This is a genomic window from Cetobacterium sp. NK01, from assembly GCF_024506395.1.
GTDB classification, from domain to species: domain Bacteria; phylum Fusobacteriota; class Fusobacteriia; order Fusobacteriales; family Fusobacteriaceae; genus Cetobacterium_A; species Cetobacterium_A somerae_A.
In genome coordinates this window covers 966400-991241 of sequence record NZ_JANIBO010000001.1, presented here as the reverse complement: position 1 = coordinate 991241, position 24842 = coordinate 966400, and the positions used below count along the sequence as shown (strand labels likewise).

25 protein-coding genes are annotated in these 24842 nt (G+C 29.9%); 20 read left to right on the top strand and 5 right to left on the bottom strand.

The annotated features are described in order from the left end of the window. The first annotated feature begins 5 nt into the window (after window positions 1-5). From gyrA to NON08_RS04880, 13 genes are all read left to right on the top strand, one after another. The gene (gene gyrA / locus NON08_RS04940) at window positions 6-2459 is read left to right on the top strand and encodes a DNA gyrase subunit A (RefSeq protein WP_256690335.1); all 2454 of its coding nucleotides are present in this window, start codon (window positions 6-8) and stop codon (window positions 2457-2459) included. A gap of 23 nt (window positions 2460-2482) precedes the next feature. After that, window positions 2483-3256 (top strand): universal stress protein, encoded by a 774-nt coding sequence (locus NON08_RS04935; protein ID WP_256690334.1) that lies wholly within the window; start codon window positions 2483-2485, stop codon window positions 3254-3256. Between the two features lie 4 nt (window positions 3257-3260). Continuing rightward, window positions 3261-3722, top strand: a complete 462-nt coding sequence (locus NON08_RS04930; protein WP_256690333.1) for a metallophosphoesterase family protein — start codon at window positions 3261-3263, stop codon at window positions 3720-3722. 26 nt (window positions 3723-3748) lie between these two features. Further along, complete coding sequence (pheS, locus tag NON08_RS04925; protein WP_256690332.1) at window positions 3749-4765, top strand: phenylalanine--tRNA ligase subunit alpha; 1017 nt, start codon at window positions 3749-3751, stop codon at window positions 4763-4765. Window positions 4766-4781: 16 nt separating this feature from the next. After that, window positions 4782-7175 (top strand): phenylalanine--tRNA ligase subunit beta, encoded by a 2394-nt coding sequence (pheT, locus tag NON08_RS04920; protein ID WP_256690331.1) that lies wholly within the window; start codon window positions 4782-4784, stop codon window positions 7173-7175. 29 nt (window positions 7176-7204) lie between these two features. After that, a complete protein-coding gene (locus tag NON08_RS04915) occupies window positions 7205-8413 on the top strand; it encodes an L-serine ammonia-lyase (RefSeq protein ID WP_256690330.1) in 1209 nt (402 codons plus the stop codon). Between the two features lie 69 nt (window positions 8414-8482). Further along, window positions 8483-9049 (top strand): aminoacyl-tRNA hydrolase, encoded by a 567-nt coding sequence (gene pth / locus NON08_RS04910; RefSeq protein WP_256690329.1) that lies wholly within the window; start codon window positions 8483-8485, stop codon window positions 9047-9049. Between the two features lie 105 nt (window positions 9050-9154). Next, a complete protein-coding gene (gene rsxC, locus NON08_RS04905) occupies window positions 9155-10465 on the top strand; it encodes an electron transport complex subunit RsxC (protein ID WP_256690328.1) in 1311 nt (436 codons plus the stop codon). 10 nt (window positions 10466-10475) lie between these two features. Further along, entirely contained in the window at window positions 10476-11408 is a 933-nt protein-coding gene (locus tag NON08_RS04900; RefSeq protein ID WP_256690327.1) for an RnfABCDGE type electron transport complex subunit D, read from the top strand. Then, a complete protein-coding gene (locus tag NON08_RS04895) occupies window positions 11408-11947 on the top strand; it encodes an RnfABCDGE type electron transport complex subunit G (protein WP_256690326.1) in 540 nt (179 codons plus the stop codon). The genes NON08_RS04900 and NON08_RS04895 overlap by 1 nt, the downstream gene beginning before the upstream one ends. Next, the gene (locus NON08_RS04890; protein WP_256690325.1) at window positions 11947-12555 is read left to right on the top strand and encodes an RnfABCDGE type electron transport complex subunit E; all 609 of its coding nucleotides are present in this window, start codon (window positions 11947-11949) and stop codon (window positions 12553-12555) included. Before NON08_RS04895 ends, NON08_RS04890 begins: the two co-directional genes overlap by 1 nt. 3 nt (window positions 12556-12558) lie before the next feature. Then, window positions 12559-13143 carry an electron transport complex subunit RsxA gene (gene rsxA, locus NON08_RS04885; RefSeq protein WP_256690324.1) on the top strand — a complete coding sequence of 195 codons (585 nt, stop codon included), beginning with the start codon at window positions 12559-12561 and terminating at the stop codon, window positions 13141-13143. Between the two features lie 15 nt (window positions 13144-13158). Then, a complete protein-coding gene (locus NON08_RS04880) occupies window positions 13159-14154 on the top strand; it encodes an RnfABCDGE type electron transport complex subunit B (RefSeq protein WP_256690323.1) in 996 nt (331 codons plus the stop codon). Window positions 14155-14185: 31 nt separating this feature from the next. Here the strand turns inward: NON08_RS04880 and NON08_RS04875 are convergent, their stop codons facing one another. Continuing rightward, window positions 14186-14563: a RidA family protein gene (locus NON08_RS04875; RefSeq protein ID WP_256690322.1), complete on the bottom strand. Its 378-nt coding sequence runs from the start codon at window positions 14561-14563 to the stop codon at window positions 14186-14188. A 346-nt stretch (window positions 14564-14909) separates the two neighbouring features. Here NON08_RS04875 and NON08_RS04870 point away from each other — a divergent pair, with 346 nt between their 5' ends. The 3 genes from NON08_RS04870 to NON08_RS04860 all read left to right on the top strand — a co-directional run bounded on the left by NON08_RS04870 (window position 14910) and on the right by NON08_RS04860 (window position 18799). Further along, window positions 14910-15923 (top strand): PTS sugar transporter subunit IIC, encoded by a 1014-nt coding sequence (locus NON08_RS04870; protein ID WP_256690321.1) that lies wholly within the window; start codon window positions 14910-14912, stop codon window positions 15921-15923. 116 nt (window positions 15924-16039) lie between these two features. Continuing rightward, entirely contained in the window at window positions 16040-17344 is a 1305-nt protein-coding gene (locus tag NON08_RS04865) for a Na+/H+ antiporter NhaC family protein (RefSeq protein ID WP_256690320.1), read from the top strand. A gap of 15 nt (window positions 17345-17359) precedes the next feature. Next, window positions 17360-18799 carry a flippase gene (locus tag NON08_RS04860; protein WP_256690319.1) on the top strand — a complete coding sequence of 480 codons (1440 nt, stop codon included), beginning with the start codon at window positions 17360-17362 and terminating at the stop codon, window positions 18797-18799. 14 nt (window positions 18800-18813) lie between these two features. Here the strand turns inward: NON08_RS04860 and NON08_RS04855 are convergent, their stop codons facing one another. From NON08_RS04855 to NON08_RS04840, 4 genes are all read right to left on the bottom strand, one after another. After that, the gene (locus tag NON08_RS04855) at window positions 18814-19092 is read right to left on the bottom strand and encodes a DUF2325 domain-containing protein (RefSeq protein WP_256690318.1); all 279 of its coding nucleotides are present in this window, start codon (window positions 19090-19092) and stop codon (window positions 18814-18816) included. A 14-nt stretch (window positions 19093-19106) separates the two neighbouring features. Beyond that, on the bottom strand, window positions 19107-19442 hold the full coding sequence (locus NON08_RS04850) for a DUF2023 family protein (RefSeq protein ID WP_256690317.1): 336 nt from the start codon (window positions 19440-19442) through the stop codon (window positions 19107-19109). A gap of 108 nt (window positions 19443-19550) precedes the next feature. After that, window positions 19551-20360: a Cof-type HAD-IIB family hydrolase gene (locus NON08_RS04845; RefSeq protein WP_256690315.1), complete on the bottom strand. Its 810-nt coding sequence runs from the start codon at window positions 20358-20360 to the stop codon at window positions 19551-19553. Next, window positions 20350-21483 carry a M20 metallopeptidase family protein gene (locus NON08_RS04840; RefSeq protein ID WP_256690313.1) on the bottom strand — a complete coding sequence of 378 codons (1134 nt, stop codon included), beginning with the start codon at window positions 21481-21483 and terminating at the stop codon, window positions 20350-20352. Before NON08_RS04840 ends, NON08_RS04845 begins: the two co-directional genes overlap by 11 nt. Window positions 21484-21712: 229 nt before the next feature. Here NON08_RS04840 and NON08_RS04835 point away from each other — a divergent pair, with 229 nt between their 5' ends. The 4 genes from NON08_RS04835 (at window position 21713) to dapD (ending at window position 24830) form a co-directional block, all read left to right on the top strand. Next, window positions 21713-22435: a hypothetical protein gene (locus NON08_RS04835; protein ID WP_256690312.1), complete on the top strand. Its 723-nt coding sequence runs from the start codon at window positions 21713-21715 to the stop codon at window positions 22433-22435. Window positions 22436-22544: 109 nt separating this feature from the next. Then, window positions 22545-23420, top strand: coding sequence for a 4-hydroxy-tetrahydrodipicolinate synthase (gene dapA, locus NON08_RS04830; RefSeq protein WP_256690310.1), 876 nt, complete (start codon window positions 22545-22547; stop codon window positions 23418-23420). Continuing rightward, complete coding sequence (gene dapB, locus NON08_RS04825; RefSeq protein ID WP_256690308.1) at window positions 23417-24115, top strand: 4-hydroxy-tetrahydrodipicolinate reductase; 699 nt, start codon at window positions 23417-23419, stop codon at window positions 24113-24115. The genes dapA and dapB overlap by 4 nt, the downstream gene beginning before the upstream one ends. Window positions 24116-24128: 13 nt before the next feature. Then, a complete protein-coding gene (dapD, locus tag NON08_RS04820) occupies window positions 24129-24830 on the top strand; it encodes a 2,3,4,5-tetrahydropyridine-2,6-dicarboxylate N-acetyltransferase (RefSeq protein WP_256690306.1) in 702 nt (233 codons plus the stop codon). Window positions 24831-24842: the final 12 nt, after the last annotated feature.

Sequence of the window (24842 nt, the reverse complement as noted above, 5' to 3'; positions counted from 1 at the left end):
GAATAATGTCTAATGTGAATAATAGATATATAGAGGAAGAATTAAAGCAATCCTATCTAGATTACTCTATGAGTGTAATAGTTAGTAGAGCATTACCAGATGTAAGAGATGGATTGAAACCAGTACATAGAAGAATTTTATTTGCTATGAACGAGATGGGAATGACAAGTGATAAACCTTATAAAAAATCTGCGAGAATTGTTGGAGAAGTATTAGGAAAATACCATCCACATGGAGATTCAGCAGTTTATAATACAATGGTTAGAATGGCACAAAATTTTGCTTATAGATATGAACTTGTAGATGGACACGGAAACTTTGGATCTATTGATGGAGATTCAGCAGCAGCAATGAGATATACTGAAGCAAGAATGTCTAAGATAAGTAATGAATTATTAGAAGACATAGATAAAGATACAATAGATTTTAGAAAAAACTTTGACGACTCATTAGATGAACCAATTGTTTTACCTGCAAAGTTACCTAACCTATTATTAAACGGAGCTACAGGAATAGCCGTAGGAATGGCGACAAATATTCCTCCTCATAATTTAGGGGAAGTTGTAGATGGAATTTTAGCTTTAATAGATAATAAAGAGATTACACCAGTGCAATTAATGGAATATATAAAAGGTCCAGATTTTCCAACTGGTGGAATAATAGATGGTGAAGCTGGAATTTATGATGCTTATACAACTGGAAGAGGAAGAGTTAGAGTTAGAGGAAAAATTGAAATAGAAGAGGCAAAAAACGGAAGAGAAAGCTTAATAATAAAAGAGATACCTTATCAGTTAAATAAAGCTTCTTTAATAGAAAAAATAGCTAATTTAGTAAAAGAAAAGAAAATTGTTGGAATCTCAGACTTAAGAGATGAGTCTGATAGAGATGGAATTAGAGTTGTAATAGAATTAAAAAAAGGTGAGGAATCAGAGTTAGTTTTAAACTCACTATATAAATATACGGAACTTCAAACAACATTTGGAATAATAATGTTAGCATTAGTTAACAATGTTCCAAGAGTATTAAATTTAAAAGAAATACTTGATGAGTATTTAAAACATAGATTTGAAGTTATAACTAGAAGAACAAAATTTAATTTAAATAAAGCTGAAAAAAGAGCTCATATTTTAAAAGGATTTATAATAGCACTTGAAAACATTGACAGAGTTATAGAAATTGTTAGAGGTTCAGCAGATGGAAATGAAGCAAGAGTTGCATTAATAGATAAATATGGATTTAGTGAAGAACAAGCAAAAGCTATATTAGATATGAGACTACAAAGATTAACAGGTCTTGAAAGAGATAAAATTGATAGAGAACACGAAGATTTAAAATCTTTAATAATAGAGCTAAATACGATTTTAGCAGATGATAATAAAGTTTATGATATTATAAAAGAAGAATTAAACGACATAAAAAATAAATATAATGACCCAAGAAGAACATCAATTGAGAAAGAAAGATTAGAAATTAGACCTGAAGATCTAATAAAAGATGATAGTGTTCTTGTTACAGTAACAAATAGAGGTTATGTAAAGAGAATGGAGTTAGATAAGTATAAAGCTCAAAAAAGAGGTGGAAAAGGAGTTTCGACTCAAAATACAATAGAAGATGACTTTGTTGAGAGAATGGAAGTTATGTCAAATTTAGATACAATGATGATTTTCACAGATAAAGGCAGAGTTTTCCATCTAAAAGTTTATCAAATTCCAGAATCTTCAAAACAGGCTAGAGGAAGACTTATAGGAAACTTAATCAAATTAAAGGAAGATGAAAAAGTTAGAGAAATAATAAAAATAAGAGAGTTTAGCCAAGATAAAGAACTTGTATTTGTAACTAGAGATGGAATGGTTAAAAAGACAAATTTAAGCGAATATAAAAATATAAATACTGCTGGATTAAAAGCAATAAAGTTAAGAGATGGAGACGATATAATATTTGTTGGAATCTTACCAGTTGATTCGAAAGAACAGATATTCTTAGCAACAAAATTAGGTCACTCAATAAGATTCTCTAAAGATGATGTAAGAGCAACAGGAAGAGACACAAGTGGAGTAAAAGGAATATCTCTTAGAGCAAAAGATAAAGTTATATCAGCATTATTAATAGATGACGCAGCAAATGAAACTATTTTAACTATTACAGAGAGTGGATATGGAAAAAGAACAAGAGTAGATGAATATCCATTACAATCTAGAAGTGGAAAAGGTGTTATAAATATAAGATGTAGTGATAAAAATGGAGAGGTTGTAGCAGTTAAACCTGTAAAAGATGAAGAAGAACTAATGGTAATAACATCTTCAGGAATTGTTATAAGAACTTCAGTAAATCAAATCTCGATAATTGGAAGAGCAACTCAAGGTGTAAAAATTATGAGAGTAAATGAATCTGAATCTGAAAAAGTTGTATCAATTGCAAGTTTTAAAGAGGAAGAAGCAGAAGACGCAACTCAAGAGTAATTTAATCTATAGGAGGAGTTATTATGAAAAAAGTTTTAGTTGTATTTGGAGAAGGATCAAAAAAAAATGTACTAATAGATAGTGCTATATTTTTTAAAGAAAAATTTGGATACGAAATAGTCCCTTTGTATGTAAAAGATGTAAGAAGAGACGAGATTATACCAGCAACAATGGATGGAATGATAGTAAACTTAAGTAATAATTCCTTCTCTCAAGAAAGAGATGCTTTTGAAGAAGAGGAAGTTAAACATTTACAGGAAAAACTTAGAGTAAGAGGAATAAACTCAAGATTGAATGTGGAGTTTGGATTTCCTTGGGATATAATAAAAGAATATATGAAACTTGCAGATTTATTAATTTTTGAAAAAGGTGAAGCTTTATCAGAATCAGCTATAACAGTATTAAAAAATCACTTTAAACCTATAATTATGGTTGGTGAAAAAGCGATAACTTCTTTAGATAAAGTTGGAATTTCAAGTGATGATGGTGTAAAAATAAATAAAAGTACATTTTCATTTATAAACATTTTTCCAGAAATAACAAATTTTTCTATGTTAACTTTACTTTATGATATAGAGAATAACTCTTTATTAAAATATTTAAAAGATAAAGGAAAAGTTGTAGACTGTAAAAATTTTAATGGAGAATTAGCAAAAGAAGATTATCTAAAAGAAGTTAATAAATTAGATCTTTTAATAATGGGAAATTTAAGTAGAGGATATTTCTTTGAAAAAATTACAGGAAAAAAAGGTTTGAATATTATGGAGAAATCAGAAATATCAATATTTATAGGATAAAAAAATGAAAATATTAATAATTACAGATTCTCATGGAAACATGGGTAAAATTTATGATATAATAACACAAGAAAATCCTAATATAATAATATGGACAGGAGATCATAGTTGGGATGGAGAAGAGTGTTCTTTTGCTTTTCCTAATATAAAATTTTATATTGTTAGAGGAAATTGTGATGTTTTTGACAGAAACTTTAATGATAATGAGATAGTAGACATTGATGGAGTAAGAATATTAATAACACATGGTCACCTTTATAACGTAAAAAAAGAGATGCATACATTAGAAACAATAGCTGAAAAATACAAAGTAGATGCTGTTTGTTTTGGTCATACACATATACCATACTATAAAGAAAAAAATGGAATAAAATACTTTAATCCAGGTGCTTTAAAGGATAATAGATATGGAGTATTGACAATAAAAAATAAAGAGTTGACTTTTAATTATAAAGATATAAAATAACAAAGCCTTGTTTTAGGAGGAAACAGATGAAAAATAAGCTGAATGCTTTAAAGGATGAAGCTAGTTTAAATATCCAAAAAGCAGCAACACTACAAGAAATTGATGAAATTAGAGTTAAATATTTAGGAAAAAAAGGTGAATTTACAGAAATCTCTAAATCTATGAGAGATTTATCGCCAGAAGAGAGACCTGCTTTTGGACAAATGGTAAATGATGTTAAAACTATTATAACAACTCTAGTTGAAGAGAAAACAAATGAGATTAAAGAAAAAGTAAAAAAAGAGCAATTAGAATCTGAAACACTAGATATTTCTTTACCAGGAAGAGAAGTTTCTACAGGAGGATTACATCCAATAACGGAGACTATGAACTTTTTAAAAAATATATTCGTTGAAATGGGATTTGACGTAGCAGAAGGACCAGAAGTAGAGTTTACTTCATATAACTTTGATGCATTAAATATTCCAGAAACACATCCTTCAAGAGATTTACAAGATACATTTTATATGAGTGAAAATGTTGTTCTAAGAACACATACGTCTCCAGTACAAGCTAGATATATGGAGAAACATCAACCACCATTTAGAATGGTTTGTCCAGGAAAAGTTTATAGAAATGATTATGATATATCTCATACACCTATGTTCCACCAGATGGAAGGGCTAATGGTAGGACCAGAAGTATCATTTGCTAATTTAAAAGCTATGTTAGAGCAATTTGTAACAAGAGTATTTGGTGAGACAAAAGTTAGATTTAGACCACACTTCTTTCCGTTTACAGAACCAAGTGCAGAGATGGATGTACAGTGTGTTATTTGTAAAGGTGAAGGATGTAGACTTTGCAAACATAGTGGATGGTTAGAAATAATGGGATGTGGAATGGTTGATCCAGCTGTATTAAAAGCTGTGGGATACGATTCAGAAGAAGTATCAGGATTTGCATTTGGAATGGGAATTGAAAGAATAACAATGCTAAGATATGGTATTGATGATTTAAGAGCATTTTTTGAAAATGATGTAAGATTCCTAAAGCAATTTAAATAAAAGGTGGAGGCATATAATGTTAATTTCGTTGGATTGGTTGAAGCAATATGTCGATATAAAAGAGGACATAAAAGAGCTAGAAAATACTTTGACTATGATAGGTCAAGAGGTTGAAGCTATAGATGAGCAGGGAAAAGATTTAGCAAAAGTTGTTATAGGTCAGATAACAGAGTATGGAAAACATCCTGAATCTGAAAAATTAACGCTTTTAAAAGTTAATGTTGGAGCAGATGAAGATCTTCAAATAGTTTGTGGTGCTCCTAATCATAAACTAGGTGATAAAGTTGTAGTTGCAACAATTGGAGCAATTTTGCCTGGAGATTTTAAAATAAAGAAAAGTAAAATAAGAGGAGTAGAGTCTCAAGGAATGCTTTGTTCTGAAGTAGAGCTTGGACTTGGAACTGACGGTGATGGAATTATAATACTTCCTGAAGATGCTCCATTAGGTGTAGAGTATAGAGTTTATAAAAAGTTAAATGATGTAATATTTGAACTAGAAATTACTCCAAATAGACCTGACTGCTTATCTTATATCGGTATAGCTAGAGAGATAGCAGCATATTATGGAAGAAAAATAAAATGTCCAGAGTTTGAATCTAAAAAAATTATTGAGAGCATAAATACAGGACATATAGATGTAAGAATAGAAGATAAAGAGAGATGTAAAAGATTCTCTGGAAAAGTTATAAAAAATATAAAGGTTGGAGAATCACCAGAGTGGTTAAAGAATAGATTAATTTCTATGGGATTAAAACCAATAAACAATGTTGTGGATGCAACTAACTATATACTATTTGAATGTAATCAACCATTACATGCTTATGATTTAACAAAGATTGCTGATAGAAAAATTATTGTTAGAAAAGCCATAGATGGAGAAAAAATAGTAACATTAGATGGAGTAGAAAGAGAATTAAATAGAGGAGAACTTGTTATAGCTGATGCAGAAAAACCTTTAGGAATTGCTGGTATAATGGGTGGAGAATCTAGTAAAGTAACAGAAGAAACAACAGAAATTTTCTTAGAGTGTGCATACTTTACTCCAGATAACATTAGAAAAACATCAAAAGAAATTGGATTATCAAGTGACTCTTCATATAGATTTGAAAGAGGACTAGATATAGAAAATACTGCTGAAGTTTTAGAAAGAGCGGCTGACTTAATATCTCAACTAACAGGTGGAGAGATTTTAGAAGGATGTATTGATAAGTATATTGAAAAATATGAAAAAATAGAAATTCCTTTAAATATTGAAAAATTAAGAAAGTTTATGGGAAAAAATATAGAGATAGATGTGGTTGGAAAAATTCTTACAAATTTAGGAATTAAAATAAAAACATTAAACTCTACTACAATACTAGCAACGCCACCATCTTATAGAGGTGATTTAACTAGAACAGCAGATTTATATGAAGAGATTATAAGAATGTATGGTTTTGACAATATAGAAAATAAAATGCCAGAAGAAAATATAAAGCCTGGAGTTAAAGATTCAATGACATTAGTTGTTGATGAAGCTAAAGAAGTATTAGCAAAATTAGGATTACAAGAGGTTATAAACTATAGTTTTATTTCAAGAGAAGCTATAAAAATGTTAGGAATAACAGAACCTACTCTAGAGATAACAAATCCTATAAGTGATGATATGGCTGTTATGAGACCAACATTAATTTATAGCTTATTAATGAATATAAGAGATAATTTAAATAGAAATCAAAATGGTTTAAAATTCTTTGAAGTGTCAAGAGTATTTACTCCAAAAGAGGATGGGTTAGCAAATGAAACACTGAGAGCATCAATAGCTCTTGCTGGGAAATCATTTAAAACTTTATGGAATCCAAAACCAGAAGCAATGGATTTTTATACATTGAAAGGTTTTGTTGAAAAATTCTTAGAGTATATAGGAGTAACGAGATATCAATTAGAAAGATCAGAGGATAATAACTTCCATCCAGGAAGAAGTGCTGATATAAAAATAGGAAAAGTTAAAATTGGAACTTTTGGAGAAATTCATCCAGAATTAGCTGAAAATATGGATATTAAAAGAGAAAGAGCATATGTAGCTGAGTTAGATTTAACTACTTTATTAAACTATAGAGCTAAAAAAGTTAAATATGAAAGAATTGTAAAATATCCTGAAGTAACAAGAGACTTAGCAGTTGTTTTAGATAGAGATGTACTTGTAGGAAAAATGTTAGATGACATTAAAAAGTCATCAAATCTAATTGAAAGTGTAGCTATATTTGACGTTTATCAAGGGGAAAAAATAGAAGCTGATAAAAAATCAGTTGCTATAAGCATCGTTTTAAGAAAGAAGGATGGAACTCTTGAGGAAAACGATATCAATATAACTGTTGATAAAATCTTAAAGTTAATAGCTAAAAACTATAATGGAGAGATTAGACAGTAAAATTTTTAATTAAAAGTTCAGGAGGAAAAATGGATTCACTAAGAGAATTATTTAAGGTCGGAAATGGACCATCAAGCTCTCATACAATGGGGCCAGAGAGAGCAGCAAAAAGATTTAAGGCAGAAAACCCGGATGCAGCAAGCTTTAAGGTAGAATTATATGGATCGCTTGCATTAACAGGAAAAGGGCATTTAACAGATTATATAATAATAGAGACGTTAAAGCCTAAATCTACAGAAATAGTATGGATGCCAGAGTATGTTCATCCGTATCACACTAACGGAATGAAGTTTATCGCTTTAGATAAAGAGGGAAATGAGTTAAATTCTTGGTTAGTTTTCTCTGTTGGTGGAGGAACAATCATGGAAGAAGGACAGCAAAGACAAGGTGGATCAAGAGTTTATTCTTTTGGAACAATGGCTGAAATTATGTCATGGTGTGAAAAAAATAAAAAAGAGTTATGGGAATTTGTTACTGAAAATGAAGGGGAATCAATTTGGTACTTCTTAGATCAAATAAGAACTGCTTTAGAAGCTTCGGTTCAATCAGGACTTTCTAAAAATGGTGTATTACCAGGAACAATTAGACTACAAAGAAGAGCTCAATCATTCTACAGAAAAGCAAGAAATGATAAATCTAGAGGTGGATTTGTTGGAAGAATTTTTGCTTATACATTAGCTGTATCAGAAGAGAATGGAGGAGGAGGTAGAGTTGTAACTGCCCCTACTTGTGGAGCTGCTGGAGTAATCCCAGGATTAATGTATGCTTTAAAAGAAGAGTATAACTTATCAAATGATGAGGTACTAAAAGGTCTTGCAATAGCTGGATTAATAGGTAACATAATAAAAGAAAATGCAACTATATCAGGAGCAGAAGGTGGATGTCAAGCAGAGGTTGGATCAGCTTGTGCAATGGCAGCGGCAATGGCATGTTTCATATTAGGAGGATCGTTAGAGCAAATCGAATATGCAGCAGAAATGGCATTAGAGCACCATTTAGGATTAACATGTGATCCAGTTGGAGGATATGTACAAATACCTTGTATTGAGAGAAACGCAGCGGCAGCAGTAAGAGCATTAGATGCAGCTCAATATGCATTATATACTGATGGAAAACACAGTATTTCATTCGACCAAGTTGTAAAAACAATGGGAGAAACAGGAAGAGACTTAAAAGAGGAGTATAAAGAAACTTCTCTAGGAGGACTTGCAAAATACCAATTTGATGGAAATTGCTAATAAAACCTTTTGAAAGAGAGAATCTAGGATTCTCTCTTTCTTTATAGTTTATAGATTTTAGGAGGAAAAATGAAATTAATAGTAGGACTAGGAAATCCAGGAAAAGAATATGAAAGAACAAGACATAATGTAGGATTCGATATAATTGACGAATTCGCAGAAAAAAATGGGTTTAATGTTTTTAAAGATAAATTCCAAGGACTAATAACAGAAAAAACAATTGATGGAGAAAAAGTAATTCTATTAAAACCACAAACATACATGAATTTAAGTGGGAATTCAATAGTTCAAGTAGTTAAGTTTTATAAAATAAATCCAGCGACAGATTTAATAGTGGTTTATGATGACATGGATTTACCTTTAGGAAAATTAAGAGTGAAAATGAATGGAAGTGCTGGAGGGCACAACGGTATAAAATCTATAATTTCTCATTTAGGACAAGACTTTATGAGAGTTAAATGTGGAATTGGAAAAGCTAAAAATAAAGATGAAAATATTAATTTTGTACTGGGTAGGTTTACAAAAGAGGAAAGTGAAATTGTAAATCCGATGTTTTCTACTGTGAATTCATTGTTAGAAGATGTATTAAAAAACATACAAATAGATAAAATTATGCAGAAATATAACAAAAAGTAACACAAAAAAGCAAAAAAATAGTTCAAAAAAGTTGTTAAATATAAATAAATATGTTATCCTAACAATGGAATATAGTTTGTTAACTACAAAGGAGGGAATATTTTTATGAAATTCTTCGGATTCAAGGGAGGGGTACATCCACCTGAAAATAAGATCCAAACAGAAAATCAAGCTGTAGAAGTATTAACAGCACCAAAAATGGTTTTCATCCCACTTCTTCAACATATAGGGGTTCCTTTAACGCCTTGTGTAGAAGTTGGAGAAAGAGTTTTAAAAGGGCAGATAATAGCGGATTCAGATGCTTTTTTATCGGTGCCTGTACATGCAACAGTAAGTGGAGTAGTAAAAAAAATAGAAAATTTACCATTTCCACTAATGGGAAGTGTACAAACAATTGTAATTGAAAATGATGAAAAAGATGAATGGACTACTTTAGAAAAATTACCAGAGTGGAAAAATTCAACAAAAGAGGAATTATTAGGAATAATTAGAGCAAAAGGAATTGTTGGTCTTGGAGGAGCGGCATTTCCAACTCATATAAAATTAAATCCACCATCAGATGTAAAAATAGATATGTTACTATTAAATGGTGCAGAGTGTGAACCGTATCTAAATTCTGATAACAGAGTTATGATAGAGGAGTCAACAAAAGTTGTTGAAGGAATAAAAATTATGAAGCATATCTTAAATGTAGATAGTGCTGTTATTGGAATTGAGGACAACAAATTAGAAGCAATAGAGATTATGAAAAAAGCTTGTCAAGGGACAAATATAGAAGTTATGCCATTAAAGACTATGTATCCTCAAGGAGGAGAAAAATCTTTAATAAAGGCAATACTAAATAAAGAAGTTCCATCAGGAAAATTACCATCTGCAGTGGGAGTAGTTGTAAATAATACAACAACAGCAGCAGCAATTTATGATGCAGTTGTGAATGGATTACCACTTATAGATAAAGTTGTAACAGTTACTGGAAAAGCTATAAAAGAGCCTAAAAATTTAAAAGCAGTTATAGGAACACCTATTTCAGAACTTTTAGAAAAATGTGGTTATAATGAAGAAAATGTAGAAAAAATAGTAATGGGTGGACCTATGATGGGAATGGCTCAATTAACTTTAGAAGTTCCTGTTATTAAAGGAACTTCTGGGCTATTGGCATTAACTAAAGAGGAAACAAATTATTGTAAACCTAAGGCTTGTATAGGATGTGGAAAATGTGTTGACGCATGTCCAATGTCTTTAGAACCTATAATGTATGCTAGATTAGCTGAATTTTCACAGTGGGAAGAGATGGCAAAATACCATTTAATGGATTGTATAGAGTGTGGATCTTGCGCTTATATTTGTCCAGCAAATAGACCGCTAACAGAAGCAATAAAAATTGGAAAAGCTAAACTTAGAACAATGAAAAAGTAGGAGGAAGAAAGTGGCAAAAATTTTAAAGATGGGGCCATCGCCTCATATCAGAACTAAGGAAACTGTTGATGATGTAATGTATGATGTAATAATCGCATTATTACCAGCACTTTTAGCAGCATGCTATTTTTTTGGAATTAGAGCAATTATAGTTACAGCAGTATCAATTTTATCTTGTATGGTAACAGAGTATGTTTGTCAAAAATTAATGAAGCAAGATGTTCAAATTTTTGATGGAAGTGCCGTTATAACAGGAATTTTATATGCTTTTGTTATACCGCCATACATGTCTTTAGTTTATGTTGTAATAGGAGCTGTTGTTTCAATAGCTTTAGGTAAAATGGTTTTTGGTGGGTTAGGTCATAATATATTTAATCCAGCTTTAGTAGGAAGAGCTTTTGTACAAGCTTCTTGGCCAGTTGCAATAACAACATTTATGTATGATGATGTTGGAGGAGCTACTCTTTTAGATACTATGAAAAGAGGACTATCATCAGATGTTGCTTTAATTGAAAATGGAAATCTTTATTTAAATACATTTATAGGTAAAATGGGTGGATGCTTAGGAGAAACATCAGCTTTAGCATTACTTATAGGTGGATTATATTTAATATATAAAAAACAAATTGATTGGAAAGTACCTGCTATAATGATAGGAACAGTATTTGTGGCGTCTTTAATAGCTGGAGCTAATCCTATTTTACATATTTTTTCAGGTGGATTATTCTTAGGAGCGTTTTTCATGGCAACAGATATGGTAACTTCTCCACATACACCAAAAGGTAGAGCTATATTTGCCTTTGGAATAGGAGTATTAGTTTCTCTGATAAGATTTAAAGGTGGATATCCAGAAGGTGTAGCATACTCAATACTTATAATGAATGGATTTGTGCCATTAATAAATAGATATACAAATCCTAAGAAGTTTGGGGAGGTGAAGTAATGGAGAAAAATAGATTTATACATTATGGTATAGTTTTAACTCTGATTGCTTCGATATCAGCTGGAATATTATCTATAGTTAATGGAGCTACTCAAAAAGTTATTAAAGAAAATGAAAGAGCAGCTGTAAATGCAGCTAGAATCATGGTTTTACCTAAAGCAGAATCATTTGATGAAAATGCTATTGTAAAAGTAGATGAATTAGAATTTATTCCAGGAAATGGTTCAAATGGAAAACCAGTAGGTTATGTAGTAACAGTTTCACAACCAGGTTACGCAGCAAACATAGACTTTGTTTTAGGTATTGATAGAAGAGGAAGAGTCACTGGATTAAATATAATAGGAAGCCAAGAAACACCAGGATTAGGATCAAAAATATTAGATCCAGAATGGCAAAAAAAAGCTATAGGAAAAGATGCATCTTATGAGTTTAATAAATCAGCAGATGGATTTGCAGGTGCAACAATATCACCAAATGCTGTATATACTGGAATTAAAAGAGCTCTTAATAGCTTTAATAGTGGGGTGAATAAAAAATAATGGCTAAGTCAAATAAAGATATATTATTAAATGGAATAATAAAAGAAAACCCAGTATTTGTGCTTTTACTTGGATTATGTCCAACATTAGGTGTTACATCTTCATCAATAAATGGTATGGCTATGGGATTAGCTACGATGTCCGTAATAGTTTGTTCTAACATGTTAATATCTATGATAAAAAGTTTCATTCCAGATAAAGTTAGAATACCTGCTTTTATAATGGTTATAGCATCATTAGTAACAATAGTAGAAATGGTTATGAAGGCATATGTGCCTGAATTATACAAAGTTTTAGGATTATTTATTCCACTGATTGTTGTTAACTGTATAGTACTAGGTAGAGCTGAGAGTTTTGCATCAAAAAATACAGTTTTTAAATCAATATTAGATGGAATTGGAGCAGGATTAGGATTTACATTAGCTTTAACTCTTTTAGGTACTATAAGAGAGATTTTAGGAAATGGAACAGCTTTTGGAATTTCTGTAACACCAGCTTCATTTACACCAGCTTTAATATTTATATTAGCTCCTGGGGCATTTATAACAATTGGTTTTATAATCGCTACTCAGAACTATATTAAAGCTAGAAAGAGTGGGGTGAAATAAGATATGGATTTTGCAAAAATATTTAGTTTAATAATAACAGCAATTTTTATTCAAAATATAATATTTGCTAAATTTTTAGGAATTTGTCCATTTATGGGAGTTTCTAAAAAGGTTGAATCATCAATAGGAATGGGAATGGCTGTAACTTTTGTTATGTCATTAGCTTCTGGAGTTACATGGACAATTTATAATTATTTATTAGTACCATTAAATTTAGAATATTTACAAACTATAGCATTTATATTAATAATAGCTTCTCTGGTACAATTTGTTGAAATGGCAATTCAAAAAACTTCGCCAAATTTATATAAAGCTCTTGGAGTTTTTTTACCACTTATAACAACAAACTGTGCGGTGTTAGGTATCGCAATTTTAAATATCCAACAGGAATATAATTTTATAGAATCAGTAATAAACGGAGCTGCAGTAGCAATTGGATTTACATTGGCTCTAGTATTATTAGCAGGAATAAGAGAAAGAATAGAATATGCAGCTATTCCAGGACCATTTAAAGGAGTTCCAATTGCATTTATTTCAGCAGGACTTTTAGCAATGGCTTTTATGGGATTCAGCGGAATGCAAATATAGATTGGAGGTAGCTTAATGGAATCAATATTATTTCCTGTTTTATCATTGGGAGGAACAGGGTTAGCAATGGGACTATTTTTAGCCTATGCTTCTAAGAAGTTTGAAGTTAAGGTTGATGAAAAAGTAGAAGCTATTCAAGGAATACTTCCAGGAATAAACTGTGGAGCTTGCGGATATCCAGGATGTTCAGGATACGCAGAAGCAATAGCTTTAAATGGAGCAGAAATGACAGCATGTTCACCTGGAGGTCCAGCAGTAGCAGCAGAAATAGCAAAGGTTATGGGAGCTACAGTTGATCTATCAGGACCAAAAATGGTGGCAAAATTACTGTGTCAAGGAGATTGTACAAAAACAAGCAAAACATATGAATTTGAAGGAGAGTTGACAACTTGTTCTGCAATAAATTTATATGCTGGTGGAGATAAATCTTGTAAGTATGGATGTTTAGGATATGGAGATTGTGCTAAAGTTTGTCCAGTTAATGCTATAACAGTTACTGAAAAAGGAATTGTTAGTATAGATGAAGAGAAATGTGTATCTTGTAAAAAATGTGTTGCAACATGTCCAAAACGATTGATAGAAATGTTACCTATGAATAAAAGAGTGACAGTTAGTTGTATGTCTAGAGATAAAGGTGTTGTGGCTAGAAAAGCCTGTACAGCAGCTTGTATAGCTTGTGGATTATGTCAGAAGGCTTGCCCAGTAGATGCGATTGAAATAAAAAATAATGTAGCAAGAATAGATCCAGAAAAATGTGTAGAATGTGGTTTATGTGCTGTAAAGTGTCCAACTAAAGCTATAAATAGCGAAGTCAAAGAGATAAAAAAAGCTGAAATAATTGAAGAAAAATGTATAGGATGTACAGCATGTGCTAGAGTTTGTCCTGTTAAATGTATAGAGGGAGAAGTAAAACAAAAGCATAAAATTGATCAATCAAAATGTATAGGATGTCAATTGTGTTATGATAAATGTAAATTTTCAGCAATAAAAATTAATATTCAAAATCTATAAAAAAAAGATGAGGATTTCCTCATCTTTTTTATTATTTTACAGCTATAACTTCAATTTCAACTTTAACATCTCTAGGTAATCTAGCAACTTCAACACATGCTCTAGCAGGTTTAACATCTCCTAAATACTCAGCGTAAATCTCATTGATAGCAGCAAAATCATTCATATCTTTAATGAAAACTCCAGCTTTAACAACATCATTTAAACTGTATCCAGCTTCCTCTAAAATAGCTTTAACATTTTCTAATGATTGTCTAGTTTGCTCTCTAACGTCCTCAGATACAACAGTCATAGTTTCAGGAACAAATGGAATTTGTCCAGATACATATAAAGTTCCATTTACTTCGATTGCTTGAGAATAAGGTCCAATAGCTGCAGGAGCTTTGGCAGTGTTAATAACTCTTTTCATTACGAATACCTCCCAATTAAATTTAGATGCTTAGATTCTAACATAAAATTATCATATAAACAACCTACAAAATACTAATTTAAGGGAAGGTTCAAACGTCGAATTGTGAAAATAGTAACTATATTTAATAAAAAAATGTTTATCGAACATTTAAAAAAAGTGCAGTATTGTGAAGTATACATTAAATGTGTTAAACATATATTGAATTGTTTTAAAAATAAACATAAAAATAAAAAAAACACTTTACTTTTTGTAAAAGGTGGAGTATAATCAATTCTGTGAGAAAAAAAGTATATATTAATGTATTGTTATTTTTTTAACAAGGACATTAAAGGAAAGAGGGAAAATGGAATTATTAAAAGGTACAGTGTTATTATTATTGGTTTTAGCATTCTTTACTGGATTTAGTTTAAAAGCACCAAGAGGAATGAAAGCTATGGGTGCTCTAGCAGGAGCAGCAACAGCAAGTTTCCTAGTAGAAGCTTTCCAATTATATGTTGGTGGAGATCTTTTAGGAATTAAGTTTTTAGGAGAAGTTGGAGCGTCAGCAGGATCAATGGGAGGAGTTGCAGCAGCAATTTTAGTTCCATTAGCATTAGGTGTAAGTCCTGTTTATGCAGTTATGTTAGGTGTAGTTTGTGGAGGAATGGGAATCATCCCTGGATTTATAGCTGGATACATAATGTCATTCATTATTCCTAAATTAGAAGAAAAAATCCCTGATGGATTAGATTTAATTGTTATTATTTGTTTAGCAGCACCTTTAGGAAGAGGAATAGCTCAGTTTGTTTCACCAGGAGTTACATTTGCTTTACAAACAATTGGAGATATAATTATAGCGGCTCAATCAGCTAGTCCGTATGTAATGGCATTTATCTTAGGAGGAGTTATAACAGTAGTTGCTACAGCTCCAATAAGTTCAATGGCTTTAACAGCAATGTTAGGATTAACTGGTTTACCAATGGCAATAGGAGCATTATCAGTAATGGCTTCATCATTTATGAACTATGTATTCTTTGATAGAATGAAATTTGGAGATAGATCAACAACAATAGCAGTAGCTATTGAGCCATTAACTCAAGCAGATATTATATCTGCAAATCCAATTCCAGTATTCACTACTAACTTTATTGGTGGAGGAATAGCTGGTATGATTGTTAACTACTTCGGATTAATTAATAATGCTACAGGAACAGCAACACCAATCGCTGGTTTCGCAGTAATGTTTGGATTTAATCCCGCTAAAGAGGTATTAATAACAGCTGGATTATGTGCAGTTGCAGGTATCTTAGCAGGATATGTTGGATCGATCGTATTTAAAAATTATAAAATAAAAACTGTTGCTGAAATAAGAGGGTAATAGTTATATAAGAAAGTTCCAGTTCTGCTGGAACTTTTTTTTACTAAAAATTTGATAAAAAATAAAAAATAATGTATACTCATAAAAATATATAAAAAAATAAAAAGGGGGTAAAAATGAATACAAAAATAAAAGGAGATTTCAAAGGATTAGTTCCTTTTTTAGTTTTCATTGGATTTTATCTAGGAAGTGGAGTTGTTTTAGACTCTATGGGTGTAGAGTTAGCGTTCTATCAATTACCAGCACCAGTAGCAATTTTTCCTGGAATAATTGTAGCGTTTTTGCTATTTAAAGGTACTATAAAAGAGAAGTTTGAAACTTTCCTAGAAGGATGTGGACATCAAGATATAATAACAATGTGTATAATATATCTTTTGGCAGGTGGATTTGCAATTGTATCAAAATCAATGGGAGGAGTCGATTCTACTGTTAATTTAGGATTAACTTATGTGCCATCTCATTATATAGCGCCAGGGTTATTTGTAATAGCAGGATTTATATCAACAGCCACAGGAACATCAGTAGGTTCTATTGTGTCATTAGCGCCAATAGCTGTAGGTTTAGCAGAGAAAAGTGGTGTTTCAATGTCTTTAGTTCTAGCAGCTTTAATGGGAGGAGCAATGTTTGGAGATAACCTTTCGATAATTTCTGATACAACAATTGCAGCAACAAGAACCCAAGGTGTTGAGATGAAAGATAAATTTAGGGTGAATATTAAAATTGCAGCTCCTGCAGCTATTTTAACATTGATACTATTAATAGTTTTTGGAAAACCAGATGTAGCTCCAGAAACGGGAATATATGCTTATAATATAATAAAAGTTTTACCGTATATTTTTGTATTAACATTGTCATTAGTTGGAATAAATGTTTTTGTTGTATTAACAGCAGGAATTGCACTATCAGGAGTAATAGGATTATATTATGGTGATTTTACATGGTTAGGATATGCTAAAGAAATTTATAATGGTTTTACAGGAATGACGGAGATATTTTTATTATCTCTTTTAACAGGTGGATTGGCGTCTCTAGTTACTAAAGCTGGAGGAGTAGATTGGATAATGAATACAATTGAAAAAAGAATAAAAGGTGTAAAAAGTGCTCAAATGGGAATGGCGCTTTTAGTAACTTTAACTGATATGGCTGTAGCAAATAATACAGTGGCAATAATAATAAATGGACCAATTGCTAAAAAAATATCTGATAGATATGGAGTAGATCCTAAAAAGGCAGCATCAGTATTAGATATATTTTCATGTATAGCTCAAGGAGCAATTCCTTACGGTGCACAAATGCTTATCATGTTAAGCTTTGCAGGTGGGAAAGTTTCTCCTTTTGATATAATACCTTTATTATGGTATCAAATGATATTATCTGTATTTACAATAGCGTATATTTTTTATAATCCAAAAGAATCTTAAAAAGGAAGATGCAAAATGTCAGTTTCTAAAAATTATCTATATAATGTTCTACTTATAATAAGTAACACAATTTTTCCAATAATAACCTTTCCTTATATTTCGAGAATATTAATGCCTGAATATTTAGGAAAGGTATATTTTGTTCAGGGAGTTGTAGCTTATTTTTTGATTATTTCAGTGCTAGGAGCTCCAAATTATGGAATAAAAGAGCTATCTAGAGCAAAAGGAATTGGAGATTGGGTTGAATTTAAAAAAATATTTACAGAACTATTCATAATGACAATTTTGAGTAGTATAGGTTCTTTAATTCTTTTATTAATAACAGTCCAATTTTATGGAAAGTTTTATCAAGAGAAGTTAATATTTTATATTTTTGCAATTCAAGTTCTATTTGAATGCTTTCATATAAATCATTTTTTTGTTGTTATGGAAAATCATAAAAGAAGGTTAATAAGATCATTTACAATTAGAGTTTTATCTTTAGGATTTTTATTTTATTTCATAAAAACTCCAAGTGATTATTATTTATATGCCTTGCTTTTAGTTGTTCCAGAAGTACTAGCAAGAATAATTGATGTGATTAGTGTAAGAAAATATTTTTATTTTAAAGATTTGAACTTTAAAAGACATACGAGTAATATGTTTATAATATTTTTATATATTTTTACAATTGGTATATATGGAAGTATTGATACAACAATGTTAGGTATTATGATAAACGATACAGAAGTAGGATTATATACAGCAGCAGTAAAAATGTATAAAATGGTTTTACCGGTAATTTTAACACTAGGAACAGTTTTATCTCCAAGAATAATTGGAGCAATTAAGAGAAAAGAAAAGCAAAATATTTATAAAAATATAGATGTTTTTATAGATTATTGTTTTATAGTAGGAGTTCCAGCTACTTTGTTAATGATGATTTTAGCTAGAGAATTTACATTATTATTTTCAGGTCCTGATTTTAAGGGTGCAATAGAAACTATGATAATAATGTCTCCATGTTTAGGATTTTTAGCATTAGGTACTTTTGTAGGTGGCCAAGTTATGCTACCAAATGATTTAGAAAAAGATATATTATTGATATCTATATTTGGCGTATTTTTAAATATAGGATTAAATTACTTTTTAATCCCAATATATTTAAGAAATGGAGCAGCTTTAGCAACTTTAATTACCGAAGTTATAGTAGCTCTAATAAAAATAGGCAAAATGAAAAAACTATATTGTGATTATAAAATTATGACAAAAGATAGAGTTTTAACTATTATTGTTGGAATTATAATAGCTTGTGGTATATATTTAAAGATAAATTCTATAAGAGAATTAGGAAATTTGATATCCTTAATAGCAGTTCCAATAATATATGGAGTTATTTATTTTTTAATTTTAATTTTATTAAAAAATATGAGGGTTTTAAGCTGGATTGATTTTATAAAAAAAAGATTGCATTAATATGCAATCTTTTTTCATTTATATACTTTATCTAAGTTTTCTTTTAGTTTTGAGATACTATTATTAGTTAAATGAACAATAGGAATGTTTTGTGTTTTGCAAACTTTATTACAGTTGTTCAAAAGATTATGACTTACCAAGTTAGTAAAAATTATGCACATTTCACAATTTTTAATTTTTTTACAAAAATTTGGACATTGAGTATTATAAACTTTTCCTTTTAGATTATAAGTTTTTAGTAAATCTAAATATTCTCGTTCTCCTCTTTTTAACCCCCCAACTATAGCAATCATTTTCATCTCCTCCTTTATGAAACTTTAGTGTTTTCTTTATTTTTAAAAAAAATATATCTATCACATTGCTTCTTTCTATCGTAGCCAAGCATAATTCCAAGAATAAAATCTTCTTCTGCTGTATATTCAGATAGGTTAGATTTATTAATTTTTTTTATGACATTAATACAAGAATCATCTCCAAAAAAAATATTGTATCTTCCATTTTTGATTTTATATATTTTATAAGCTATATTTTTTGAATTCAATCTATTCTCTACAAAACTTAACAAGTCTTCAGAAATAGTGTGTAAAATTAAGTTTCTTATTCCTTTTTCAAATTCATATATATGATGAATGAAAACTTGCATAAACTACCTCCAAAATTTTTATATAAAAATATTAACATAATAAACTTTATATGTCAATTATTTTTATTGTCAAAGTATTTAACTTAAAAAATAAAGTGATTAATCACTTTATTTTTTTAAAATTAAATTTTCAATAATATTTGTCATTCCATTATTGTTATTTGAAGTTGAAATAAACTTACAAATCTCTTTTATTTCAGGTTTTGCATTTTCAACACATGCAGGTAACCCAGCTATTTTAAGCATAGGTAGGTCATTATAAGAATCTCCTACAACAATGATTTCTTCTTGTCGGATATTTAACTTTTTAGCTAATTTTAAAAGTGAGCTTCCTTTATCAACACCTAGTTTTGTAACTTCTAAAAAAAATGGTTTAGAAATAGCGATAGAGAAATTTTTTCCTAATTCGTTTTTTAATTTTTCTTCTACTTTTTTAAGATATGATGGTTCTTCAAGTAGTATACATTTAACGCAGTCCTTATCTATTGTAGCTTTAAAGTTTTTAACTTTTTCAAAAGGCATTTTTGTTAACTCAACTTCCACTTCAATATAAGAACTATAATTTTCTGAAACTATTGTATCATCTAAGTAAGTTATAATTTCAACATTATTTTTTTTACTAAAGTCATAAAGTTGATGAATTTCATCTTTAGTAAGAGTTTCTTCTAAAATATTTTTATTAGTTTTGCAATTAGTTATAATAGAGCCATTGTAAGATAGAATATAGCTACCATATTTATCGAGTTTTAGTTCTTTGGCCAAATCTCTCATGGCATATGTTGGTCTTCCTGAAGCAAGAACAAATATTATTCCTTCTTCTTGAGCTTTCAGTATTGATTCTTTATCTTTTAAAGATACTTTTCCTTGAGAATTTAGTAAAGTATCATCAAGATCAGTAACAATCATTTTATATTTCATTAGTTTCCTCCAAAAGTTTTGCAAAAAGTTTGACTCCCTCAAGAAGTACTTTTTCATCAAAATTAAATGAAGAGCTATGTAGAGGGGAAGTGAATTTTTTTTCTTTATTTCTAGTGCCTAACAGAAAAAATATTCCAGGAACTTTTTCTTGATAGAAAGCAAAATCTTCAGCTAAAGCTAAAGCTTCTCCTTGAATGAAGTTAAATTGTGAAGAAATCTTTAGAAATTTTTTATAAAGAGATTCATCATTTATTACAGGAGGATAAAGAATTCTAAATTCATTTTCAATTTTTACATTGAAAGCTATTTCTATTCCAGTATGTATTTCTTTCATTCTTTTTATGATAAACTCAGTATCTTCTTGAGAATATGCTCTAATTGTACCATAAAAATCGATAGAGTTAGATATAATATTTCTAACTGTACCACCACTTATTTTCCCAACTGTAATAACGCCAGCGTTGAAAGGAGAAATATTTCTAGAGATAATGGTTTGATAAGAATCGATAATTTTTGTAAAAGGAATAAGTGGATCATTAGTTTTTTGAGGCATCCCTCCATGTCCACCCTTTCCAATAACTTTACAATCAAATTCAGTAGCTTGTGCAAAAAATGGACCAGGTTTAGTTGAAATGGTTCCCTCTTCTAAATCTGGAAAAAGATGAAAAGAGTAAATTGCATTAACATCAAATTTTTCTAAAATTCCTGTTTCACAAATGAATTTGGCTCCTCCTGGTCCTTCTTCGGCAGGTTGAAATATTAAGAGTATACTCTGATTAAAAATATCTAAAGTAGTTAAATATTTTGCAAAAGCTAAAAGTGTAGCAGTATGTCCATCGTGCCCGCAAGCATGCATAAACCCAGTATGTTTTGAAGAAAATTCACAATTATTTTCTTCCTCTATGGCTAAAGCATCAATATCAGCTCTAAAAGCGATACATTTTTTTTGTTTACCTGAAATATGTACGTATACACCTGTTTCGCAAATTACGTTAGGAGAATATCCCATATCCTTTAATGCCTTAATTATATACTGCTGAGTTTTAAATTCTTTAAAACCTACTTCAGGAATTTGGTGTAGGTCTCTTCTATATCTAATAATATCTTTTAATAAAAAATCCATAGTAACCTCCTAAAAAATAATTTAATTAATAATAATATTATTTTGTTGTAAAAACAAATATAAAGTATATAAATTCATATTATATGAATTTACAAAAATATAAATTAATTATATTTAAAAATCTTATTCGTATAATATATGAACAAAAAAAATAAAAAATTGATAAATTAAAAATCATATTTAAAAGAAGTAAAATATAGAAAAGAAAATTGAGAGGTGAAATAAATTTATGAGAGTAGTATTAAAATACGGTGGAAGTTCAGTAGCTACGTTAGAAAAAATTATAAAAATAGCTAATCATATAAAATTATTAAAAGAAAAAGTTGATGAAATTATAGTAGTAGTTTCTGCAATGGGAAAAACAACAGATGAATTATTAAAAAAAGCATTTTATTTTACAGATAAACCTAATAAAAGAGAAGTGGACATGCTCATAAGTACTGGTGAGCAGCAGAGTATTGCATTACTATCTTTAGCTTTGAATTCTATTGGATGTGAAGCTGTTTCTTATACAGGATATCAAATAGGTTTAAAAACAGAAGGTGAATATGGAGATAGTGAAATAGTAAGTATAAATAATGAGTTTTTAGAAAAAATATTAAAAGAGAAAAAAGTAATTATAATCGCAGGATTCCAAGGGATAAATGATGTGGGAGATATAACAACTTTAGGAAGGGGAGGGTCTGATACAACAGCGGTAGCTTTAGCTGGAGTTTTAAGATGTGAGTGTAAAATTTATACTGATGTGGATGGAGTGTATACAGAAGATCCTAAAAAAAATAAATTAGCAAAAAAAATTGAAAGAATATCTTATGATGAGATGGAAAAAATGTCTAGAAATGGTGCTAAAGTAATGGAAACTAAAGCGGTTATAATCGGGAAAAAATATGGGGTATCAATTTTTGTAGGAGAAAGTTTAGGCAGTGAAAGTGGAACTTACATAAGTAACTAAATTATAAAAATTAAAAAATGATTTGAATTTTCTCAATATAGAGGATAATATAAGATAGGGGACAGTAAAAGATACTGCTCGATTAACAACTTAAACTGGAGGGTAGCGTATGTTTAAAGGATCAGGAGTAGCACTAATTACACCATTTAATGAAGACATGAGTGTAAATTATTTAAAAGTATCAGAGTTAGTAGAATATCACTGTGAAAATAGCACAGATGCTCTTATAATTTTAGGTACAACAGGAGAGGCTAGTACACTTACAGAGAATGAAAAAGTCAAAATTGTTGAAACTGTTTTAGAAGCTAATAAGAAGAGGCTACCTATAATAGTTGGAGCTGGGAGTAACAATACGATTCAAGCTATTGAAATGGCCAAGAAATATGAACAAATGGGTGTGGATGGTCTGTTATTAGTAACACCATATTATAATAAAGGAAATGAAGATGGAATATATAAACACTTTATATCAATAGCAGAATTTGTTGATTTACCTATAATGTTATATAATGTTCCAGGAAGAACAGGAGTAAATTTATCTATAAATTTACTAAAAAAATTATCTAAACAAAAGAATATTGTCGCGTTAAAGGAAGCTAGTGGAGATATTTCTTATGCTTGTGAAATAGCTCGTTTAGTACCAGAGTTAGCTTTATATTCAGGGAATGATGATATAACAATACCATTGATGTCTATAGGAGCTGTGGGAACAGTTTCTGTTTTAGCTAATATTGAGCCAAAAGTCGTTCATAATATGGTTTATAGTTTTCTAAATGGTGATGTAAAGGAAGCTCAGAGACTTCAATTAAAATATAATGGATTAGTAAAAGCTTTATTTGTAGAAGTAAATCCAATTCCTGTAAAAGAAGCTATGAATATACTTGGTAAAAATGTTGGAAAATGCCGTCTGCCTTTAGGGGATTTAGATGAAAAAAGCAAAAGTATAGTCAAAAAAGAGCTTCAAGAAGTTGGTGAGACAATTTGAATATAGCTGTACATGGAACAGGGACGATGGGAACTGTGATTAAGGAATTAGGTGGAGAAAACGTAGTTGCCTTTGTTAATGATATAAATGAAATTCAAAAAAATCTTAAAATAGATGTTGTGATAGACTTTTCACATTTTAGCAAGTTAGAAAAGTTGTTAAACGATTGTGTAGAAAAAGAATATCCTTTAGTTATAGCAACAACGGGTTATGATGGGAAAATATTAGAAAAAATAGTAGATTCCTCAAAAAAAATACCTATATTATTATCATCAAATACATCTTTGGGAATTAATGCTGTAAATGATATTCTAGAAAAAATAACACCAAAATTAGAAGAGAATTTTGATATTGAAATAATAGAAAAGCATCATAATAAAAAAATAGATGCTCCTAGTGGTACTGCGATTACTCTTTTAGAAACAATTCAGAACTCGTTATCAGAAAAGTATGAAGTTATTTATGGAAGAGAAGGGATGAAAAAAAGAGAGCAAAAAGAGATTGGAGTACACGCTATAAGAGGAGGGACGATAGTTGGTGAACATAGTATAATTTTTGCTGGAGAAGATGAAATAATAGAAATAACACACAAAGCTTTATCAAAAAAAATTTTTGCTGTAGGAGCTTTAAAATGTGCAGATTTTATATTTTCAAAGAAACCAAATCTTTATACGATGAAAGATATGTTTAAATAAAAAAGGAGGAGAAATGAAATTAGAAACAGCTGAAGAATTAATAAGTTTTATAAAAAATTCAACAAAAAAAACTTTGTCAAAAGTTTATATAAATGGAATAGTAAATTTAAAAACTGAAAATATATTTTCTTTTAAAGGCGAAGAGGGAGTAATTTTAATTGGCGATTGGAAAGAGATTGAAGAAATACTCCAAGAAAATAAGGAAAATATAAAAAATTATTTTGTAGAAAATATAGCTAGAAACTCTGGAGTACCTTTATTAGATACTAAAAATATAAACGCTAGAATAGAACCAGGAGCTATAATAAGAGATAAAGTAAAAATTGGCAATAATGCAGTAATTATGATGGGGGCCGTTATAAATATTGGGGCTGAAATAGGAGAAGAAACTATGATTGACATGAACGCAGTATTGGGCGGAAGAGCAATAGTTGGTAAAAGATGTCATATAGGAGCAGGAACTGTTTTAGCTGGTGTAATAGAGCCTCCATCTGCGCAACCTGTAATAGTAGAAGATGATGTAATGATAGGAGCTAATGCAGTAGTCATAGAAGGTGTTAAGATAGGTAAAGGTGCGGTTGTTGCAGCAGGAGCAATTGTTTTACAAGATGTACCTCAAGGAGCAGTTGTAGCAGGAAATCCAGCTAAAGTAATAAAGTTAAAAGATGAAAAAACTTCTGAAAAGACAAAACTTATGGATGATTTAAGAAAATAAAAAAGTCAAAGA

Bases quoted from the DNA above. Each gene is read 5' to 3' on its own strand.
- gyrA (WP_256690335.1), top strand. From the start codon at position 6: ATGTCTAATGTGAATAATAGATATATAGAGGAAGAATTAAAGCAATCC.
- NON08_RS04935 (WP_256690334.1), top strand. From the start codon at position 2,483: ATGAAAAAAGTTTTAGTTGTATTTGGAGAAGGATCAAAAAAAAATGTA.
- NON08_RS04930 (WP_256690333.1), top strand. From the start codon at position 3,261: ATGAAAATATTAATAATTACAGATTCTCATGGAAACATGGGTAAAATT.
- pheS (WP_256690332.1), top strand. From the start codon at position 3,749: ATGAAAAATAAGCTGAATGCTTTAAAGGATGAAGCTAGTTTAAATATC.
- pheT (WP_256690331.1), top strand. From the start codon at position 4,782: ATGTTAATTTCGTTGGATTGGTTGAAGCAATATGTCGATATAAAAGAG.
- NON08_RS04915 (WP_256690330.1), top strand. From the start codon at position 7,205: ATGGATTCACTAAGAGAATTATTTAAGGTCGGAAATGGACCATCAAGC.
- pth (WP_256690329.1), top strand. From the start codon at position 8,483: ATGAAATTAATAGTAGGACTAGGAAATCCAGGAAAAGAATATGAAAGA.
- rsxC (WP_256690328.1), top strand. From the start codon at position 9,155: ATGAAATTCTTCGGATTCAAGGGAGGGGTACATCCACCTGAAAATAAG.
- NON08_RS04895 (WP_256690326.1), top strand. From the start codon at position 11,408: ATGGAGAAAAATAGATTTATACATTATGGTATAGTTTTAACTCTGATT.
- NON08_RS04890 (WP_256690325.1), top strand. From the start codon at position 11,947: ATGGCTAAGTCAAATAAAGATATATTATTAAATGGAATAATAAAAGAA.
- rsxA (WP_256690324.1), top strand. From the start codon at position 12,559: ATGGATTTTGCAAAAATATTTAGTTTAATAATAACAGCAATTTTTATT.
- NON08_RS04880 (WP_256690323.1), top strand. From the start codon at position 13,159: ATGGAATCAATATTATTTCCTGTTTTATCATTGGGAGGAACAGGGTTA.
- NON08_RS04875 (WP_256690322.1), bottom strand. From the start codon at position 14,563: ATGAAAAGAGTTATTAACACTGCCAAAGCTCCTGCAGCTATTGGACCT.
- NON08_RS04870 (WP_256690321.1), top strand. From the start codon at position 14,910: ATGGAATTATTAAAAGGTACAGTGTTATTATTATTGGTTTTAGCATTC.
- NON08_RS04865 (WP_256690320.1), top strand. From the start codon at position 16,040: ATGAATACAAAAATAAAAGGAGATTTCAAAGGATTAGTTCCTTTTTTA.
- NON08_RS04860 (WP_256690319.1), top strand. From the start codon at position 17,360: ATGTCAGTTTCTAAAAATTATCTATATAATGTTCTACTTATAATAAGT.
- NON08_RS04855 (WP_256690318.1), bottom strand. From the start codon at position 19,092: ATGATTGCTATAGTTGGGGGGTTAAAAAGAGGAGAACGAGAATATTTA.
- NON08_RS04850 (WP_256690317.1), bottom strand. From the start codon at position 19,442: ATGCAAGTTTTCATTCATCATATATATGAATTTGAAAAAGGAATAAGA.
- NON08_RS04845 (WP_256690315.1), bottom strand. From the start codon at position 20,360: ATGAAATATAAAATGATTGTTACTGATCTTGATGATACTTTACTAAAT.
- NON08_RS04840 (WP_256690313.1), bottom strand. From the start codon at position 21,483: ATGGATTTTTTATTAAAAGATATTATTAGATATAGAAGAGACCTACAC.
- NON08_RS04835 (WP_256690312.1), top strand. From the start codon at position 21,713: ATGAGAGTAGTATTAAAATACGGTGGAAGTTCAGTAGCTACGTTAGAA.
- dapA (WP_256690310.1), top strand. From the start codon at position 22,545: ATGTTTAAAGGATCAGGAGTAGCACTAATTACACCATTTAATGAAGAC.
- dapD (WP_256690306.1), top strand. From the start codon at position 24,129: ATGAAATTAGAAACAGCTGAAGAATTAATAAGTTTTATAAAAAATTCA.